Origin of the sequence: Streptomyces sp. NPDC057743 (assembly GCF_042798755.1) — a bacterium.
Taxonomy (GTDB): Bacteria; Actinomycetota; Actinomycetes; order Streptomycetales; family Streptomycetaceae; genus Streptomyces.
The window spans coordinates 355,504-374,033 of record NZ_JBHVJX010000002.1 but is presented as its reverse complement, the minus strand read 5'-3'; the positions used below and the strand labels follow the sequence as shown (position 1 = coordinate 374,033).

Genomic DNA, 18,530 nt, shown 5'->3' with positions numbered 1-18,530 from the left:
CGATCCGGCTTTGCTGAACAGAAGAGAGAGACCCCCACCCATGTCCTGGCTGTCCCGAATCAGCCTCGTACAACGGGGCCTGATAGCGCTGATGTCGATCGTCGCGATCGCCTTCGGCGCCATCGCGATCCCGCAGCTCAAGCAGCAGCTCCTGCCCTCCATCGACCTGCCGATGGTCTCGGTGGTCGCCCCGTACCAGGGCGCCTCGCCCGACGTCGTCGAGAAGCAGGTGGTCGAGCCGCTGGAGAACGGCCTCCAGGCCGTCAACGGCATCAAGAGCGTCACCTCGACGTCGAGCGAGGGCTCGGGCGTCGTGATGGCGGAGTTCGACTACGGCAACGACTCCAAGACCCTGGTCGCCGACGTCCAGCAGGCCGTCAACCGGGCCCGGGCCAAGCTGCCCAAGGACGTGGACCCGCAGGTGGTCTCCGGCGGCACCGACGACCTGCCCACCGTCGTCCTCGCCGTCTCCTCCACGACGAAGGACCAGCAGACCCTCGCCGACCAGCTCAATCGCACCGTCGTCCCGGACCTGAAGAACATCGACGGCGTCGGCCAGGTCAACGTCAGCGGGGTGCAGGACCGGATCGTCGCGGTCACCCCCGACGACGCCAAGTTGGCCGCGGCCGGCCTGAATTCCGCCGCGCTCGGCCAGGCGCTGCAGGCCGGCGGCACCGCGGTGCCGGCCGGCGCCTTCTCCGAGGGCGGCAGCAGCAAGACCGTGCAGGTCGGCGCCGGCTTCACCTCGGTCGGCCAGATCAAGGACCTGATGGTCACCCCGGCGGCCGGCGGTATGGGCGGCGGTCAGGGCGGCAAGGCGGTCCGGCTCGGCGACGTCGCCACCGTCAAGGAGACCTCGGCCACCCCGACCTCGATCACCCGCACCGACGGCAAGCCCAGCCTCTCGGTCAGCGTGACGATGAACCAGGACGGCAGCGCGGTCGCCATCTCCGACGCCGTCAAGGGCAAGCTGGACGCCATCCACAAGGACCTGGGCGCCGGCTCCCACGTCACCATCGCCTCCGACCAGGGACCGCAGGTCTCCAAGTCCATCGAGTCGCTGACCACCGAGGGACTGCTCGGCCTGGTCATGGCCGTGATCGTGATCCTGGTCTTCCTGTTGAGCCTGCGCTCGACCCTGGTCACCGCGGTCTCCATCCCGCTGTCCGTGGTCATCACCCTGATCGCGCTGTGGATCGGCGACCTCTCCCTGAACATGCTCACCCTGGGCGGCCTGACCATCGCCATCGGCCGGGTCGTGGACGACTCGATCGTCGTCCTGGAGAACATCAAGCGGCACCTGGGCTACGGCGAGGAGCGCCGCGAGGCCATCCTCAAGGGCGTCAAGGAGGTCTCCGGCGCGATCACCTCCTCGACGCTGACCACGGTCGCGGTCTTCCTCCCGATCGGCGTGGTCGGCGGCATGGTCGGCGCCCTGTTCGGCTCCTTCTCCATCACCGTCACCGTCGCGCTGCTCTCCTCCCTGCTGGTGTCGCTGACCGTGGTGCCGGTGCTGTCGTACTGGTTCCTGCGCGCCCCGCAGATACCCACCGGCACCGACCCCGAGGAACTGCGCCGCAAGGCCGAGGAGAAGGAGTCCCGCAGCGCCCTGCAGCGGCTCTACGTCCCGGTGTTGCGCTTCGCCACCCGCCGCCGCGCCATCAGCCTGCTGATCGCCGTGGCGGTCCTGTTGGGCACCTTCGGCATGGCGCCGCTGCTGAAGACCACCTTCTTCGACCAGGGCAAGCAGGACACCCTCAGCATCAAGCAGGAGCTCAAGCCCGGCACCAGCCTGAGCGCGGCCGACGCGCAGGCCAAGCGGGTCGAGAAGGTGCTCGCGGCCAACAAGGACGTGCAGGACTACCAGGTCACCGTCGGCTCCTCCGGGATGATGGCGGCCTTCGGCGGCGGCTCCAGCGCCAACCAGGCCAGCTACCAGGTCAAGCTCAAGGGCTCCGCCGACTCCGACAAGGTCACTAAGGACCTGCACGCCGCGCTGGCCAAGCTGGGCCCGGCCGCCGGCGACACCTCCGTCACCGCGGGCGGCGGCGGCTTCGGCAACCAGAACCTCAGCGTGGTGGTCAAGGCCGCCGACGCCGGCGTGCTGAAGCAGGCCAGCGAGCAGGTCCGCACGGCCGTCGCCGGCCTGGACCACGTCACCGACGTCCAGAGTGACCTGGCGCAGAGCGTGCCGCGGATCTCCGTGACGCCCAACGACAAGGCCGCCGCGGCCGGTTACACCCAGGCCACGCTCGGCGGGGCCGTCGCCCAGGCCGTCAACGGCACCCCCAGCGGCAAGGCCGTCCTCGACGACACCGAGCGCGACATCGTCATCAAGTCGGCCCACCCGGCCACCACCGAGGCCCAGTTGAAGGACCTGCCGCTGCCGACCCCGTCCGGGATGGCCAAGCTCGGCGACCTGGCCACCGTCAAGACGGTGCCCGGACCGGTGCAGATGACCCGGATCGACGGCGCTCGCTCGGCGACCGTCACCGCCAAGCCGACCGGCGACAACACCGGCGCGGTCTCCGCCAAGCTCCAGAGCGAGATCAAGTCGCTGAAGCTGCCGGCCGGCGCCACCGCCACCGTCGGCGGCGTCTCCCAGGACCAGTCCGACGCGTTCGGCAAGCTCGGCCTCGCCATGCTGGCCGCCATCGCGATCGTCTTCCTGCTCCTGGTGGGCACCTTCCGCTCGATCATCCAGCCGCTGATCCTGCTGATCTCCATCCCGTTCGCGGCGACCGGCGCGCTCGGTCTGTTGGTCGCCACCGGCACCCCGATGGGCGTCCCGGCGATGATCGGCATGCTGATGCTGATCGGCATCGTGGTCACCAACGCCATCGTGCTGATCGACCTGATCAACCAGTACCGGGCCAAGGGCTACGGCGTCGTCGAGGCGGTCATCGAGGGCGGCCGGCACCGGCTCCGCCCGATCCTGATGACCGCGCTGGCCACGATCATGGCGCTGCTGCCGATGGCGCTGTCGATCACCGGCGACGGCGGCTTCATCTCCCAGCCGCTGGCCGTGGTCGTGATCGGCGGTCTGATCACCTCCACCCTGCTCACCCTCCTCCTCGTCCCGACGCTCTACGCGATCATCGAGCTCCGCAAGGAGCGCCGGGCGAAGAAGAAGGCGGCCAAGCGGGCCGGGCGGGACGGCAACCCCGCGGCCCCCGCGGACGCCGACCGGACCCCGGAGCCGGCCGGGGTCTGACGCCCGTCCGTACCGGATGACCCCACCGGAGCCCCCGCCGCCGCACACCAGCGGCCGCGGGGGCTCTTCGCGTGCGAGCGCGGCCCCGACCGACCCCTGGCCAGGAAGCGGCGATCGTCACCCGCCCGTGGCTTGTGCCTCCTCCTATCGGGTACCTGACCCTCGGGCGGCAACACCGCCCCGACGAAGGGGGATTCCATGGGAAAGCACGGAGACGGCAAGGGCGGCACGGACGGTGACAAGCGGCAGAGCCCGCGTGAGTCCGACGGCCAGTGGAACAAGCCGGTGAGCAACCCGCCCGAGAAGAAGTAGAGGAGCGGCATCCCATGTCCTCGCCGGGTCGGTTGGTGGAGATCCTGCGCAACAAGGGCGTTCTGACGCCGGGTTGGGCACCGACCGTCGCCGCGGTCGACCGCGCCCACTTCGTTCCCGACACGTTCGAGGTGGAGGGCCGCACCGTCACCCGCGCCGCCGACGAGGCCGAGTGGCGGCGCATGGTCTATGCCGATCTCCCGCTGATCACCCAGTACAACGACGGGCAGACACCGGGGGACGGCCAGGTCGGCTTCCCCACCTGTTCGACCTCCATGCCGTCCCTGATGCTCGCCATGGACGCCATCGTCCAAGACGGCGACGCGGTACTGGAGATCGGGACCGGCACCGGCTACCACGCCGCGTGGCTCGCCCACCGCCTCGGCGAGGACCGCACCACCACCATCGAGACCGACGCGATCCTCCACGGCCTCGCCCGCCGCAACCTCGAACGGGCCGGCCTGCGCCCGCACACCGTCCTCGGCGACGGCCTGCTGGGCGCCCCCGAGCGCGCCCCCTACGACCGGACCATCGCCACCTGCACGGTCCGCGACATCCCCTACGCCTGGGTCGCCCAGACCGCCGACGGCGGCACGATCCTCACCCCGTGGGGCTCCTCGTTCCACTCCTACTCGTTCGCCACCCTCACCGTCCACGACGGCGAGGCGACCGGCGGCTTCTCCGGCCGCCCGTCCTTCATGTGGGCGCGCCAGCAACGCCGTTCCTACGGCCGCATCGGCGACTGGTACAAGGGCGAGCAGGGCGACGTCGCCACCACGGACCTCGACCCCCGCGTCCTCGAAGACGACCCCGACGCCCGCTTCGCCGTCGGCCTGCGCGTCCGGGACGCCTGGCCGCTGCTGTACCCGGCCGACGACGGCAGCGACGAGGCCACGTACTGGCTCTTCGACGACGCCCACACGTCCTGGGCGACGGTCGAGTACGTCCCCGGCCGCGACGCGTACGAGACCGAGCAGTACGGCCCGCGGCGCCTGTGGGACGAGGTCGCGGCGGCGTACCGCGACTGGCGCGAGGCCGGCAGCCCGCCGCGCTCCGCCTACCGCATCAGCATCAGCCCGTCCCGACAGTGGGTCGGGACGGGCTGAACTGGGCTTTCCGCTCTAGCCCTTGAGCGTCTGGATGAAGGCCGTCCAGGCAGCGGCGGGGACGACGAGCGCGGGGCCGTTGGGGGTCTTGCTGTCGCGGACGGGGACGATTCCGGGGAAGTCGTCGGCGATCTCGACGCACGCGCCGCCGCTGGAGTTGCTGTAGCTGCTCTTGCGCCAGCGGGCGGTGCTCAGTTCGGGGGTGTGTCGCATGGCCTGTACTCCTCCACCGCTCGGTCTCGGTTTTCTGCGTCAGCTCTTCAGCGTCTGGATGAAGGCCGTCCAGGCGTCGGTCGGGATGACAAGCGCCGGGCCGTCGGGGTTCTTGCTGTCACGAATGGGGACCATGCCGGGGAAGTGGTCGGCGATCTCGACGCAGCTGCCCCCGTTGGTGTTGCTGTAACTGCTCTTGCGCCAGCGGGCGGTGCTCAGTTCGGGGGTGTATCGCACGGCTTGTACTCCTCCATTGCTTTCCGGATCACTTCTGCCGACGCGGTCAGCGAGAGAGCGTTGGCCCGCAGCACTTCGTACTGCCGCCGCCACTTTTTCACTGCACCCCGGTCCTCGTAGAGGTGCGCGGTCTCGATGCCTTCTTCGTAGGCCACCACGGAGTCATTCGGCAGTGTCAGCAGGTTGAGGGCGCCGCCCATGAGCGAGTGTGGGCCCGAACTGAACGGCATCACCTGAACCTTACTGTTCGGAGTATCCGCCTGCTCAAGCAGCACTTCCAGCTGTTTGCGCATGCATTCCCTGTCGCCGACGACTCGCCGGAGCACGGATTCATCGATGATCGCCCACCGAAAAGGGGGCGAATCCGACCGCAGGAGCTGCTGTCGTGAGAGACGGGCGTTGACGCGTTCCTCCACTTCATCCCTGGACAGGTCCTCCTGGCAGCGGAGCAGTTCGTAGGCATACTCCCGGGTCTGCAACAAGCCTGGGACAACGTGAGGTTCGATCACTTCGATGGCCTCGGCCTGCGCTTCACAGTCCATGAACCGCTGGTACTGATCCGGATGCGCCTCCCGCTTCGCCAGTTGATACAGCCCATGGAAGTGCTTCCCCGTCCCGAACGCCGCGTCCAGCGCCGGCGGAAGCTCCGGTGGCGGCATCAACTCCGCGGTCTCGACGCGGGCCAGGTTGCTCTTGCTGGAGTTCACGATGTCGGCCAGCTGGACCAGCGACATCCCGACCTCCTCGCGGTGGCGGCGCAGTTCCGAGCCGAAGTAGTGCCGGGCCGACACATACGGCGTCAGGGACTTGGGAGCGAACTTCACGGGTGGTTTCCGCCTTTCGGGCTTTCGAATCTTCCCGTTCCAACGCGGGGACGGCGCACGCCTGTTGGGGCCGCATCCCGCAGCGCGACGATGGCGATACAGACGGTAAGCACAGCCGAGATCCGAACTCCAGCCCCCGCAAGCGTGCTCCTCACCGGGGGCGGCACCCGTCGAAAGGACAGCCCACCATGGCCCAACGCACCACTCCGCCACGGCTGTTGCCCTGGACCCGGGACGACGGGGCGCCGTGCTACCTCATCACCGACGATCCGCACAGCCGGCTGTCGCTGCTGGCCGACGACGTGGAGGAGGAGATGCTGGCCGCCGCCGGAAAGCTCCTCGCGGACACCGATCCGCCGCCCGGGCCGGAGGCGGACCGGCGGGAGTTGTGCGGGCTGGTCGCCGGGTTGCGCGCGGCGCTGTGCGACGTCCGGCGGATCGCCGTCAGTCGGGGCGAGCGGCTGCCGGAGCCCTGCGACCACGGCGCGACCGAGGAAGGCGGCGACGGCAAGACGCACTGCGCGTCCTGCCGTCAGCAGCTCTATCTCTGACGGAAGGACCCGGCCCCGACCCCGGGCCGGCGTTCACCACCGCACCGCCGTGAAGTCCACCGGCCGCGGCCGCAGTTCCCGGGTCCGGGCGGCCAACTGCCGCATCCGCCGCCCCATTTCCTCCGCCGGCAGCCGCCTGCGGTCCCCGTGCCCGGGCAGCAGCCAGGAGAAGCGCAGTTGGTCCACGGTCCGGGCCAGCGACGCCGCCAACTCCGTGATGGAGTACCAGGTGACGCTCTCGGCCACCTCGATGTCCCCGGTGGCCCGCGACCAGTAGAAGCTGTCGCCGCTGAAGCAGTACCGCTCGTCCGCGACGTAGAGCACGCTGCCCAGGGTGTGGCCGGGCAGCGGATGGGCCACCACGCCCTCGACGATCTCCACCGGGTCGGTGCCGCGCAGCACCCGGTCCGCGTCCGGCGCCGCGTCCAAGTCCCCCTCGTGGATCCACAGCCGGGCCCCGAACCGGTCGGCGTAGCGGCGGCCGTGCGCGGCGTGGTCCCGGTGGGTGAGCAGCACGTCGGTCACCGCCCCGGCCGCCTCGAACCGCGCGGCCAACGGCTCGGCGAACCGCGGGGTGTCGACCATCAGTTGGGACCCGTCCGGCCGCCGCAGCAGATACGCGTTGGCGCCGGCGGTGTGCCGCGAGTTGTGCCCGCAGAAGCTGACCGCGTCGTCCAGCCGCAGCGGGAACGGGTCCCACTGCGGCGCCACCCGCCCGTCCCGCCGCCGCACCGAACGCGTCGGGCAGGCGAACGCCACGGCGTGCAACTGCCGTTCCTCCTCGGCCCCGCGCGGCTGCCGGACCACCTCGGAGCGGCCGTCGACCTCCTCGATCAACCCCGGCGCGAGCTGGCGCGCCACATCGCAGTTGGTGCAGCGGTCGTCCACGTACCAGTCGCCGGCGGCGCTGTCCGCCCGGCGCGCCGCACGGTCGTCCTCGGTGCTGCTCACGGTCCTGCTGCCTCCTCGGCCCTGGGCCCGGCCGGCCCGTCGGTTCCTGCGGCATCGAGGGTCCCCCGCGGTCCCGGAAAAGCGGAAGGGGCGCCGGGCCTTGTTTCTCCCGGGCGCCCCGTCTCTCCTGTCGGTGCCGCTACGGCAGCGCCAGCATCCGCTCCAGCGCCAGCTTGGCGAAGTGCTCGGTCTCCGCGTCGACTTGGATGCGGTTGACGACCTTGCCGTCGGCCAGCGACTCCAGCGCCCACACCAGGTGCGGCAGGTCGATGCGGTTCATCGTCGAGCAGAAGCAGACCGTCTTGTCGAGGAAGACGATCTCCTTGTCCTCGGCCGCGAAGCGGTTGGCCAGGCGGCGGACGAGGTTCAGCTCGGTGCCGATCGCCCACTTCGAGCCGGCCGGCGCCGCCTCAAGCGCCTTGATGATGTACTCCGTCGACCCGACCTGGTCCGCCGCCGCCACGACCTCGTGCTTGCACTCCGGGTGGACCAGCACGTTGACGCCGGGTATCCGGGCGCGGACGTCCTCGACCGACTCCAGCGAGAAGCGGCCGTGCACCGAGCAGTGGCCGCGCCACAGGATCATCTTCGCGCCGCGCAACTCGTCCGCGGTCAGCCCGCCGTTCGGCTTGTGCGGGTTGTAGACCACGCAGTCGTCCAGCGACATGCCCAGGTCCCGCACGGCGGTGTTGCGCCCCAGGTGCTGGTCGGGAAGGAAGAGCACCTTCTCGCCCTCCCCGAAGGCCCACTCCAGCGCCCGCTTGGCGTTGGAGGAGGTGCAGATGGTGCCGCCGTGCTTGCCGGTGAACGCCTTGATGTCCGCCGAGGAGTTCATGTACGAGACCGGCACCACCTGCTCGGCGATGCCGGCCTCCGTCAGCACGTCCCAGCACTCGGCGACCTGCTCGGCGGTGGCCATGTCGGCCATCGAGCAGCCGGCCGCCAGGTCGGGGAGGATCACCTGCTGGTCGTCGCCGGTGAGGATGTCGGCCGACTCGGCCATGAAGTGCACACCGCAGAAGACGATGTACTCGGCGTCCGGCCGGGCCGCGGCGTCCCGCGCCAGCTTGAAGGAGTCGCCGGTGACGTCCGCGAACTCGATGACCTCGTCGCGCTGGTAGTGGTGCCCGAGGACGAAGACCTTCTCGCCCAGCTTGGCCTTGGCGGCGCGGGCGCGCTCGACCAGGTCCGGGTCGGAGGGGGCCGGCAGGTCGCCGGGGCACTCCACGCCGCGCTCGCTCCTCGGGTCGGCCTCGCGGCCGAGCAGGAGCAGCGCCAGCGGGGTCGGCTGGACGTCCAGGGGCTGGGCGGTGGTCACGACACGCACCCTCTCTTCTCTGCGGAAAGTCCTTGCGGACGGTCTCTGCGGGGACGGCAGGATGCGCTGCGGCTCCGCCTTTTCGTCTATTTGACGCTATCTATCATAGCCGCTTCACGTCACTTTGACGATGGCCATAGTGTCGATGTGACGCATCAACCGCGGGCCCGCGGGCGCCCGTGTGCAGGAAGGCACACCGGTGTCCGACCAACGGTGTGCGAGCATGAGAAGAAGAGAAGGACAGATCACGCGCAGCCGGAATTAATCCGGGACGCCGGCGGTTGGAGTTGTTCGCAACCGATGGCAAGCGGTCCGTACAACCCGGGAGAGATGTAGATGAGCGTTCAGGACGAGACCACCGTCACCGACGGCATCATCCTGTCCGACGCGGCCGCGTCGAAGGTCAAGAGCCTGCTGGAGCAGGAGGGCCGGGAAGATCTCGCGCTGCGGGTGGCGGTCCAGCCTGGCGGCTGCTCCGGCCTGCGTTACCAGCTCTTCTTCGACGAGCGTTCGCTCGACGGCGACGTCGTCAAGGACTTCGACGGCGTCAAGGTCGTCACCGACCGGATGAGCGCCCCCTACCTGGGCGGCGCCTCGATCGACTTCGTCGACACGATCGAGAAGCAGGGCTTCACGATCGACAACCCGAACGCCACCGGCTCCTGCGCCTGCGGCGACTCCTTCAGCTAAGGCGGGCCGGGCCCACGGGCCACGACGTGCGAAGGCGGCGCTCCCGATGGGGGCGCCGCCTCCGTCGTGTGCGGGAGCGTCAGCGCAGCGGGACGGCCTTGCCGGACGTGCCGTCCACGACCTTCCGGCCGTCCAGCGGCGCGTGCAGCGTCACGGTCTTGGTGAAGTCCTTGGCGATCTTCACGCAGATCTGCCCGGGCCGCTTCTCCTTACCGGTGACCGAGACCCGCACCGCGCCGGACGACTCCGTCACCCTCGCCTCGTACGTGCTGCACACCCCGCCCCAGAAGTGGATGGTCAGCGTCCGGCCGCCGTCGGCCACCGCGTAGCCGGAGAGCGCCATCGACGTCGTCCCGGGCGCGGACGGCCCCGGTGACGCCGGCCCGCTGCCGCGTAGGTACTTCGGGTCCACCGCGGTCTGGGCCACCGTCGAGGTGCTCGCCGGTCCGCCCGCGGCGCCCGGCGTGCGCACCGTGTAGAGCCAGGACGGCACCAACACCTCCCCGCCCTGCGAGAACCGCGCGGCCAGCCCGAAGACCGCACCGGTCACCTCGGGGGTCGGCTGCTTCCCGTTCGGCGCCGGCTCACACGGCGCGATCCCGCCCTGCGCGGCCTTGGCGTCCTTGTGCTGGAAGGTGGGCACCGACGGGCAGTTGGCCAGCGGCCGCATCGTGTGGCCGCCGCCGTTGAGCGTGCCGAGCGTGGTCCGGGCGTCCCGGACGGGGTACTCCGCGCCCTTGGCCGGGCTCGCCAACTCGCCGCTGCCGCCCACCAGTTGCCCGTCGGAGCCGACCTGGAGCCGGCTCTGCCAGCCGTACGTCAAAAGCCCGCCGACGACCGGGTCCGCGGTCACCACCCGCACCGCGGAGTACGTCTGGCCCGCGGCCAGCCGGGCGTCCGACTGGCCGACCGCGGCCAGCACCGGCCGGACCGCCTCCCGCGCCTTCGCCTCGGACACCGGCCCGCCGCCGGCGTCCTGGCCCCCGCTCCCACCGTCCGTGCCCCCGCGGTACGACGGACAGCCCGAATGCCCGCCCGTCAGCGGGCACTTGGCGTCGCCCCCGCCGCCGTACCGGCTGAACGTCCAGCTCCCCGCGCCGGACTTGGCGACCCGCAGCGTGCTGCCCCGCCCGTCCGGACCCGGCCCGCCGACCTGCCACCAGGCGCCGTCCGACCGCACCGATCCGGACACATCCAACGCCTTCGCCAGCCGTTCCACCGCCGGCTGGCCCACGGCGCCCGCGGGCCGGTAGACGGGCGCGGACCGAGGCCCGTCCGGCAGGTGCCCCGTCACCCGGTACCGGTCGTGCTGCGGCCCGGGCTCGCCGACCGCGATCGACGCGGAGTCCAGCGTCAGCGGCGGCGGGTTGCCCTTGGCCGCGCCCGCCCCCGCGCCGCCGGACGCCGACGAGGCCCAGTACGCGCCGCCCCCGGCCACCAGCACCGCGCCGGCGACCGACGCGACGACCAGGGGAGTGCGCCGGCCGCGCCGGGCCGGACGGGGGGCCTGCGGGGTGTCCTGGCTCTGAGGGGTGTCCTCGGTACTCACCGCTTCGCTCCTTTAAGCTCCGCCGGTCATCTGACGTGCCACCCAGCGGGTGGACGCCGATGGGACGGAGCGGGGGCGCAACCGGTTCCCCGCGCGCCGGCCGCCGCTCGCCCCGCGACTCCTGTGACGGCCCTCACAGGCCGGGCCGCCCGTCGAAAGCCACCTACCCGCCGCACTGCGAAATCGCCCTATTATGAGGTGTTTTCTTGCTGTCCGGATGACCGGGAATCGGCAGTCGCCGGTGGCCCCGCCCGGTAGCGTTGCCCTCCGTCCGCCAACCCCACGCCCTCCGCAGGAGCAGACCCGCCGTGCGTATCGCAGTCTCCGGCTCCATCGCCACCGACCACCTGATGACCTTCCCCGGCCGCTTCGCCGACCAGTTGGTCGCCGACCAGCTGCATACGGTCTCCCTCTCCTTCCTGGTCGACCAGCTCGACGTCCGCCGCGGCGGGGTCGCGCCCAACATCTGTTTCGGCATGGGCCAGCTCGGCATCCGGCCGATCCTGGTCGGCGCCGCCGGCAACGACTTCGAGGAGTACCGTGCCTGGCTCGACCGGCACGGCGTCGACACCCGCTCGGTGCGCATCTCCGAAGTCCTGCACACCGCCCGCTTCGTCTGCACCACCGACGCCGACCACAACCAGATCGGCTCCTTCTACACCGGCGCCATGAGCGAGGCCCGGCTGATCGAGCTGCAGACCGTCGCCGAGCGGGTCGGCGGCCTGGACCTCGTACTGGTCGGCGCGGACGACCCCGAGGCGATGATCCGGCACACCGAGGAGTGCCGCACCCGCGGGATCCCGTTCGCCGCCGACTTCTCCCAGCAGATCGCGCGGATGGACGGCGACAACATCCGCACCCTCATGGAGGGCGCCACCTACCTCTTCAACAACGAGTACGAGGCCGGGCTGATCGAGTCCAAGACCGGCTGGACCGCCGAGGAGATCCTCACCAAGGTCGGCACCCGCGTCACCACCCTCGGCTCCAACGGCGTCCGCATCGAGCGGGTCGGCCAGCCGGACATCGTGGTCGGCGTCCCCGAGGAGAAGGAGAAGGTCGACCCCACCGGCGTCGGCGACGCCTTCCGCGCCGGCTTCCTCGCCGGCCTCGCCTGGGGCGTCGGCCTGGAGCGCGCCGCCCAGGTCGGCTGCATGCTCGCCACCCTGGTCATCGAGACCGTCGGCACCCAGGAGTACGAGCTGCACCGCAGCCACTTCATGGACCGCTTCACCAAGGCGTACGGCCACGAGGCCGCCGGCGAGGTCCAGCAGCACCTGCTCTGAGCCACCCGGGCCCGTCCGCCGGGGCCGCGCACCCCGCGCCGCCCCCGGACGGGCCCGCGCTCAGGGCGTTTCTGACGGATCTCCGCGGAGAGCCATCAGAAACGCCCTAACCGCGCCGCCGCACCACGTACGCGACGCCGCGCTCCGCCGGCTCCTCGCCGACGTACTCCTGCTCCCGCATCGCGCACCACGCCGGGATGTCCTGCCGCGCCGCCGCGTCGTCCGACAGCACCGTCACCGTGGAGCCGACCGGCACCTCGCCGATCACCTTCGCCAACTCGATGACCGGCACCGGGCAGCGCCGGCCGAGCGCGTCCACCACGATGCCCGGCCCGGCCTCCGGCGCCGCCGGCCGCGCTGGCCCCGCCGCCGGCGCCCCGAACCGCTCCCGCACCGAGGCGACCACCTCCGGCAGCACCGCCAGGAACCGCTCCACGTCCGCCTCTTGAGCCCCCCACGGCAGCGAGACCCGGACGTTCCCCTCCGACAGCACCCCCATCGCGCGCAGCACATGGCTGGGCGTCAGCGTGCTGGACGTACAGGACGAACCGGAGGAAACGGAGAAGCCCGCGCGGTCCAACTCGTGCAGCAGCGCCTCCCCGTCGACATAGAGACAGGAGAAGGTGACCAGATGCGGCAGCCGCCGCACCGGATCGCCGACCACCTCCACGTCCGGCACCAGCTCCGGCACCCGCGCCCGGATCCGGCCCACCAGCCCGCGCAGCCGCCCCGCCTCGTCCGCCCCGCCCTCCGCGGCCCGCAGGGCGCGCAGCGAAGCCGCCGCTGCCACCACCGCCGGCAGGTTCTCGAACCCCGGACTACGGCCCGACTCCCGCTCGTCCAGCGGTCCCTGGGGCGCGAACCGGGTCCCCTTGCGGACCACCAACAGCCCCACCCCGGGCGGCCCGCCCCACTTGTGGGCGCTCGCCGTCAGCACCGACCAGGGACCCGGCACCGGCCCCCACGCCAACGACTGCGCCGCGTCCACCAGCAGCGGCACCCCGGCCGCCCGGCAGTGCGCGGCCACCTCCGCGACCGGCTGCTCGGTGCCCACCTCGTGGTTGGCGGACTGCAGGCACACCAACGCGGCGTCCCCGCCGAGCGCGGCGGCCACCTCCGCGGCCGCCACCCGTCCCGCCCGGTCCACCGGAACCTCCGTCACCGTCCCGCCGTCCGCCGCGTGCACCTCGGCGGCATGCAGCACCGAGGAGTGCTCGACGGCGGAGTGCACCAGCCGCCGCCCCACCCGCCGACGGGCCGCCAGCGCACCGAAGATGCCCGAATGCACCGCATGCGTCCCCGATGGGGTGAACGTCAGCTCGTCGGGGCGGCAGCCGACCGCCCCCGCGGCGGCCTCCCGCGCCGCGTCCAACAACAGTCGGGCCCGCCGGCCCTCGCGGTACAGCCGGGCCGGGTCGGCCCACCCCTCGTCGAGCGCGGCGAGCAGGGCCTCCCGGGCGACGGGATGCAGCGGAGCGGCGGAGGCGGCGTCGAAGTAGGGCACGTACGAGACGGTAGAGCACCGGTGGGACCGTTGCCGGGCGGCCCGTCAGATGCCCGACGGCGGGCGGCCGTCGGGCCCCAAAACGCCTGCCCAGCACGGGCCCGGCCACCCCTTAGGGGTGCCGCGCGGCGCGTTGGGCACCCTCCCCGCGCGACCCCAAATAGCGTCCAGTAGGGTTTGGTCCGCATAAACATCCAAACCCCTGCCCGAAGCAGGGCGGCGACCGACCAGCGAGTAAGGCCGCAGCCGACCGCTCGGGCGAGACTCTCGGGAAGGCGCTACGTGAGTCCCAACGGCTCCGACCGCTCGTCGCGGCGCCCGATGCGGCGGAAGCTGCCGCAGGTGCTTGCTGCGGGCCTGGTCCTGGCAACCGCGACCGGTTGCACATACAAGGACTTCCCCCGCCTCGGCATGCCAACGCCCGTCACCGACGAGGCGCCGCGGATCCTCTCTCTTTGGCAGGGCTCCTGGGCCGCCGCCCTCGCAACGGGCGTGCTGGTGTGGGGCCTGATCATCTGGAGCGTGATCTTCCACCGCCGTAGCCGGACCAAGGTGGAGGTCCCCGCTCAGACGCGGTACAACATGCCGATCGAGGCGTTGTACACGATCGTCCCGTTCATCATCATCGCGGTGCTGTTCTACTTCACCGCCCGCGATGAGAGCGCACTCCTCAAGACTTCCAAGAAGCCGGACCACGTCATCAACGTCGTGGGCTTCCAGTGGAGCTGGGCGTTCAACTACCTGGAGAACGTGGACGGCAACAAGTCGACCACGAACATCAACTCTCCTGAGCTCGCCGCGATTCCGGACAAGTGGAAGAAGTCCGCGCCGCAGGGCGCGGAGGGCGTCTACGACTACGGCACGCCGGCCACCCGCAACCCGCAGACCGGCAACCCCGGTCCGACGCTGTGGCTGCCGAAGGGCGAGACCGTCCAGTTCGTGCTGACCTCGCGCGACGTCATCCACTCCTTCTGGGTGGTGCCGTTCCTGATGAAGCAGGACGTCATCCCGGGCCACACCAACGTCTTCGAGGTGACCCCCAACAAGGAGGGCACCTTCATGGGTAAGTGTGCGGAGCTCTGCGGCGTCGACCACTCCCGGATGCTCTTCAACGTCAAGGTCGTTTCGCCTGCCAAGTACCGGCAGCACCTGAAGGACCTGGCGGCGAAGGGTCAGACCGGGTACCTGCCGGCGGGTATCAAGCAGACTGACCACGCCAGGAATGCGGAGACCAAGAACCAGTGAGCATCCTCAACGAACCTCAGGGTGCCGCCGCCGAATCGGCTCCGGCAGCACCACCCGTACGCAAGAAGCAACCCGGTATCGCTGCCGTCAAGTGGCTCACGACCACTGACCACAAGACCATCGGCACGATGTACCTGGTCACGTCGTTCGCGTTCTTCTGCATCGGCGGCCTGATGGCGCTCCTCATGCGCGCCGAACTGGCCCGCCCGGGTACGCAGATCATGTCGAACGAGCAGTTCAACCAGGCGTTCACGATGCACGGCACGATCATGCTGCTGATGTTCGCGACGCCGCTGTTCGCCGGCTTCGCGAACTGGATCATGCCGCTGCAGATCGGCGCGCCCGACGTGGCGTTCCCGCGGCTGAACATGTTCGCCTACTGGCTCTACCTCTTCGGCTCGCTCATCGCGGTCGCCGGCTTCCTCACCCCGCAGGGTGCCGCCGACTTCGGCTGGTTCGCCTACTCGCCGCTCTCGGACGCGGTGCGTTCGCCGGGCGTCGGCGCCGACATGTGGATCATGGGTCTGGCCTTCTCCGGCTTCGGCACGATCCTCGGTTCGGTCAACTTCATCACCACCATCATCTGCATGCGCGCCCCCGGCATGACGATGTTCCGGATGCCGATCTTCACCTGGAACGTGCTGCTGACCGGTGTGCTGGTCCTGCTCGCCTTCCCGGTGCTGGCCGCCGCGCTGTTCGCCCTGGAGGCGGACCGTAAATTCGGTGCCCACGTATTCGACGCGGCCAATGGCGGCGCCTTGCTGTGGCAACACCTCTTCTGGTTCTTCGGCCATCCAGAGGTGTACATCATTGCCCTGCCGTTCTTCGGCATCATTTCCGAGGTCATTCCGGTCTTCTCCCGGAAGCCGATGTTCGGTTACATCGGCCTGATCGCCGCGACGATTTCCATCGCCGGCCTTTCGGTGACGGTCTGGGCGCACCACATGTACGTCACCGGCGGCGTACTGCTCCCCTTCTTCTCCTTCATGACGTTCCTCATCGCCGTGCCGACCGGCGTGAAGTTCTTCAACTGGATCGGCACGATGTGGAAGGGCTCGCTCTCCTTCGAGACGCCGATGCTCTGGGCCATCGGCTTCCTGATCACCTTCACCTTCGGTGGTCTGACCGGCGTCATCCTGGCGTCGCCCCCGATGGACTTCCACATCTCCGACTCGTACTTCGTCGTGGCCCACTTCCACTACGTGGTCTTCGGCACCGTCGTCTTCGCGATGTTCGCCGGATTCCACTTCTGGTGGCCGAAGTTCACCGGCAAGATGCTCGACGAGCGCCTCGGCAAGATCACGTTCTGGACGCTGTTCATCGGCTTCCACGGCACGTTCCTGGTCCAGCACTGGCTGGGCGCCGAGGGCATGCCCCGCCGCTACGCGGACTACCTGGCCGCCGACGGCTTCACGACGCTGAACACCATCTCCACGATCAGCTCGTTCCTGCTCGGCATGTCGATCCTCCCGTTCTTCTACAACGTCTGGAAGACCGCCAAGTACGGCGAGAAGATCGAGGTGGACGACCCCTGGGGCTACGGCCGTTCGCTGGAGTGGGCCACCTCCTGCCCGCCGCCGCGGCACAACTTCCTCACCCTGCCGCGGATTCGCTCCGAATCCCCGGCGTTCGACCTGCACCACCCCGAGATCGCGGCGCTGGACGCACTGCACAACGGTCGCGAGGGTGACAAGGCGCTGGCCGGCGGCAAGGAGGCGGGCAAGTGAAGATCCAGGGCAAGATGTTCATCTGGCTGAGCGTCTTCATCCTCGCCATGGCGGTCGTCTACGGCGTGTGGTCGAAGGAGCCGGCCGGTACCACGGCGCTCTTCCTGGCGTTCGGCCTGTGCATCATGGTCGGCTACTACCTGGCCTTCACGGCCCGGCGAATTGACGCGGGCGCACAGGACAACGAGGACGCCGAGGTCGCCGACGACGCCGGTGAACTGGGCTTCTTCAGCCCGCACAGCTGGCAGCCGCTCTTCCTGGGCATCGGCGGCGCGCTCGCCTTCCTGGGCGTGGTCTTCGGCTTCTGGCTGCTGTACTTCTCCCTGCCGGTGATCCTCGCGTCGCTCTTCGGCTGGGTCTTCGAGTACTACCGCGGCGAGAACCGCACCCAGTAGTACACACCAGGCGAGAAGCGCGGCAGACACGCCGCACGGGTCGGGCCCGGACACCCCAACAGGTGTCCGGGCCCGACCCGTTTGCAGTCCTCCAGCGCGCCACCAAGGGGGATTCTTCGTACGTTTGGGGCATGAGTCACAGACCTCGAACCCGGAAGGTGCTGAGCTGCGGCCTCCTGCTCGTGCCCCTCGCGGTGAGCACCACCGCGTGCGGGGGCTCGTCGTCGGAAACCCTCTCGGCCAATCCCTACGACGCGTCAGACCAGATATCGGCGAACACCCCGATGGACGGCAAGCAGAAGGCGGACCCCGACAAGCCGCTTGAGGTCTCCCTCAAGGGGGACGACTCCCGGATCACGGACGTCACCGCCACCGACGCCACCGGCCGCTTCGTACGCGGCGAACTCAGCGCCGACGGGCGGCACTGGCGCACCACCGTGCCGCTGGCCGCCGGCACCCGCTACACGGTGCAGGTCAGCACCGAGGAGGAGGACGGCACCCCGGGCCGCAAGACCCTGGTGGTCAACACCAAGGAGGTCGGCGACCGGCTGACCGTCAAGTTCGGCCCGGAGAGCGGGGAGTACGGCGTCGGCGAGCCGGTCACCGCCGAGCTCAGCAAGCCGGTCACCGACCCCAAGGCCCGGGCCGTCGTCGAGAGCGCCCTGAAGGTCGACTCGTCGCCCCGTGTGGAGGGCGCCTGGTACTGGGTGGACAACAAGAAGCTGCACTTCCGCCCCAAGGACTACTGGCCGGCCCACGCCACCGTCGCCGTGCACAGCAACCTCGACGGGCTGAAGATCACCGGGGGGCTCTACGGCGGTCCCGCAAAGCCCGTTCGGCTCACCACCGGCGACCGGGTCGAGGCGGTCACCGACGCCGGCGCGCACCAGATGACGGTGACGCGCAACGGCAAGGTCATCAACACCATCCCGGTCACCACCGGCAAGCCGGGCTTCTCCACCCGCAACGGCGTCAAGGTCGTGCTCGGCAAGGAGAGCTTCGTACGGATGCGCAGCGCCACCGTCGGTATCGCCGAGGGGAGTTCGGACTCCTACGACCTGCCGGTCTACTGGGCGACCCGGGTCACCTGGAGCGGCGAGTACGTGCACGCCGCCCCCTGGTCGGTCGGCTCCCAGGGCGCCGCCAATGTCAGCCACGGCTGCACCGGCATGTCCACCAGCAACGCCCAGTGGTTCTTCAACACCGTCCGGGTCGGCGACGTCGTCAAGGTCGTCAACAGCAGCGGCGACACCATGACGCCGTTCGACAACGGCTTCGGTGACTGGAACATGCCCTGGAAGGACTGGCGGGCCGGCAGCGCGCTCAAGAACAAGGCCCCCACGACCACAGGCGCGGCCGAGCGCGAGCAGAATCCCGCCGCCGATGCCCGGCTGCGTCCGCAGGTCTGAGG

The 18,530-nt window shown here is 70.2% G+C and carries 16 protein-coding genes; 9 read left to right on the top strand and 7 right to left on the bottom strand.

The window, feature by feature from the left end; genetic code table 11:
- Window positions 1–40 precede the first annotated feature (40 nt).
- Window positions 41–3,214, top strand: a complete 3,174-nt coding sequence (locus ACFVFQ_RS03695) for an efflux RND transporter permease subunit (protein ID WP_383407980.1) — start codon at window positions 41–43, stop codon at window positions 3,212–3,214.
- Between the two features lie 326 nt (window positions 3,215–3,540).
- Entirely contained in the window at window positions 3,541–4,632 is a 1,092-nt protein-coding gene (locus ACFVFQ_RS03690; protein WP_383407977.1) for a methyltransferase domain-containing protein, read from the top strand.
- A 15-nt stretch (window positions 4,633–4,647) separates the two neighbouring features.
- On the opposite strand, the gene ACFVFQ_RS03685 is transcribed toward ACFVFQ_RS03690, so the two are convergent.
- Genes ACFVFQ_RS03685 through ACFVFQ_RS03675 form a run of 3 tightly spaced genes read right to left on the bottom strand, consistent with a single transcriptional unit; the run spans window position 4,648 to window position 5,906 of the window.
- Window positions 4,648–4,845 (bottom strand): DUF397 domain-containing protein, encoded by a 198-nt coding sequence (locus ACFVFQ_RS03685; RefSeq protein WP_383407974.1) that lies wholly within the window; start codon window positions 4,843–4,845, stop codon window positions 4,648–4,650.
- A 39-nt stretch (window positions 4,846–4,884) separates the two neighbouring features.
- Window positions 4,885–5,082 (bottom strand): DUF397 domain-containing protein, encoded by a 198-nt coding sequence (locus tag ACFVFQ_RS03680; RefSeq protein ID WP_383407971.1) that lies wholly within the window; start codon window positions 5,080–5,082, stop codon window positions 4,885–4,887.
- The gene (locus tag ACFVFQ_RS03675; RefSeq protein WP_383407968.1) at window positions 5,061–5,906 is read right to left on the bottom strand and encodes a helix-turn-helix domain-containing protein; all 846 of its coding nucleotides are present in this window, start codon (window positions 5,904–5,906) and stop codon (window positions 5,061–5,063) included. The genes ACFVFQ_RS03680 and ACFVFQ_RS03675 overlap by 22 nt, the downstream gene beginning before the upstream one ends.
- 188 nt (window positions 5,907–6,094) lie before the next feature.
- Here ACFVFQ_RS03675 and ACFVFQ_RS03670 point away from each other — a divergent pair, with 188 nt between their 5' ends.
- Window positions 6,095–6,457, top strand: a complete 363-nt coding sequence (locus tag ACFVFQ_RS03670; protein ID WP_383407965.1) for a hypothetical protein — start codon at window positions 6,095–6,097, stop codon at window positions 6,455–6,457.
- 33 nt (window positions 6,458–6,490) lie between these two features.
- On the opposite strand, the gene ACFVFQ_RS03665 is transcribed toward ACFVFQ_RS03670, so the two are convergent.
- A complete protein-coding gene (locus ACFVFQ_RS03665; RefSeq protein ID WP_383407963.1) occupies window positions 6,491–7,408 on the bottom strand; it encodes a 4Fe-4S domain-containing protein in 918 nt (305 codons plus the stop codon).
- 139 nt (window positions 7,409–7,547) lie between these two features.
- The gene (nadA, locus tag ACFVFQ_RS03660; RefSeq protein WP_383407960.1) at window positions 7,548–8,735 is read right to left on the bottom strand and encodes a quinolinate synthase NadA; all 1,188 of its coding nucleotides are present in this window, start codon (window positions 8,733–8,735) and stop codon (window positions 7,548–7,550) included.
- A gap of 327 nt (window positions 8,736–9,062) precedes the next feature.
- Between nadA and erpA the strand changes: the two genes are divergently transcribed.
- Entirely contained in the window at window positions 9,063–9,416 is a 354-nt protein-coding gene (erpA, locus tag ACFVFQ_RS03655) for an iron-sulfur cluster insertion protein ErpA (RefSeq protein WP_274916087.1), read from the top strand.
- A gap of 79 nt (window positions 9,417–9,495) precedes the next feature.
- Here the strand turns inward: erpA and ACFVFQ_RS03650 are convergent, their stop codons facing one another.
- Entirely contained in the window at window positions 9,496–10,965 is a 1,470-nt protein-coding gene (locus tag ACFVFQ_RS03650) for a hypothetical protein (protein ID WP_383407953.1), read from the bottom strand.
- Window positions 10,966–11,273: 308 nt separating this feature from the next.
- On the opposite strand from ACFVFQ_RS03650, the gene ACFVFQ_RS03645 reads away from it, so the two are divergent.
- Window positions 11,274–12,248: a carbohydrate kinase family protein gene (locus ACFVFQ_RS03645; RefSeq protein WP_383407950.1), complete on the top strand. Its 975-nt coding sequence runs from the start codon at window positions 11,274–11,276 to the stop codon at window positions 12,246–12,248.
- Window positions 12,249–12,354: 106 nt separating this feature from the next.
- Here the strand turns inward: ACFVFQ_RS03645 and ACFVFQ_RS03640 are convergent, their stop codons facing one another.
- On the bottom strand, window positions 12,355–13,752 hold the full coding sequence (locus ACFVFQ_RS03640; protein ID WP_383407947.1) for a cysteine desulfurase/sulfurtransferase TusA family protein: 1,398 nt from the start codon (window positions 13,750–13,752) through the stop codon (window positions 12,355–12,357).
- Between the two features lie 282 nt (window positions 13,753–14,034).
- Between ACFVFQ_RS03640 and coxB the strand changes: the two genes are divergently transcribed.
- From coxB to ACFVFQ_RS03620, 4 genes are all read left to right on the top strand, one after another.
- Window positions 14,035–14,997 (top strand): cytochrome c oxidase subunit II, encoded by a 963-nt coding sequence (gene coxB, locus ACFVFQ_RS03635; protein WP_274916091.1) that lies wholly within the window; start codon window positions 14,035–14,037, stop codon window positions 14,995–14,997.
- Complete coding sequence (gene ctaD, locus ACFVFQ_RS03630; protein WP_274916092.1) at window positions 14,994–16,724, top strand: cytochrome c oxidase subunit I; 1,731 nt, start codon at window positions 14,994–14,996, stop codon at window positions 16,722–16,724. Before coxB ends, ctaD begins: the two co-directional genes overlap by 4 nt.
- Window positions 16,721–17,119, top strand: a complete 399-nt coding sequence (locus ACFVFQ_RS03625; protein ID WP_383407943.1) for a cytochrome c oxidase subunit 4 — start codon at window positions 16,721–16,723, stop codon at window positions 17,117–17,119. Before ctaD ends, ACFVFQ_RS03625 begins: the two co-directional genes overlap by 4 nt.
- A 131-nt stretch (window positions 17,120–17,250) precedes the next feature.
- On the top strand, window positions 17,251–18,528 hold the full coding sequence (locus ACFVFQ_RS03620) for an Ig-like domain-containing protein (RefSeq protein ID WP_383407940.1): 1,278 nt from the start codon (window positions 17,251–17,253) through the stop codon (window positions 18,526–18,528).
- Window positions 18,529–18,530: the final 2 nt, after the last annotated feature.

What these genes read in the sequence shown, in the direction of transcription:
- ACFVFQ_RS03670 (WP_383407965.1), top strand. Translation starts at nt 6,095, where the DNA reads ATGGCCCAACGCACCACTCCGCCACGGCTGTTGCCCTGGACCCGGGAC.
- ACFVFQ_RS03620 (WP_383407940.1), top strand. Translation starts at nt 17,251, where the DNA reads ATGAGTCACAGACCTCGAACCCGGAAGGTGCTGAGCTGCGGCCTCCTG.
- ACFVFQ_RS03685 (WP_383407974.1), bottom strand. Translation starts at nt 4,845, where the DNA reads ATGCGACACACCCCCGAACTGAGCACCGCCCGCTGGCGCAAGAGCAGC.
- erpA (WP_274916087.1), top strand. Translation starts at nt 9,063, where the DNA reads ATGAGCGTTCAGGACGAGACCACCGTCACCGACGGCATCATCCTGTCC.
- ACFVFQ_RS03695 (WP_383407980.1), top strand. Translation starts at nt 41, where the DNA reads ATGTCCTGGCTGTCCCGAATCAGCCTCGTACAACGGGGCCTGATAGCG.
- ACFVFQ_RS03690 (WP_383407977.1), top strand. Translation starts at nt 3,541, where the DNA reads ATGTCCTCGCCGGGTCGGTTGGTGGAGATCCTGCGCAACAAGGGCGTT.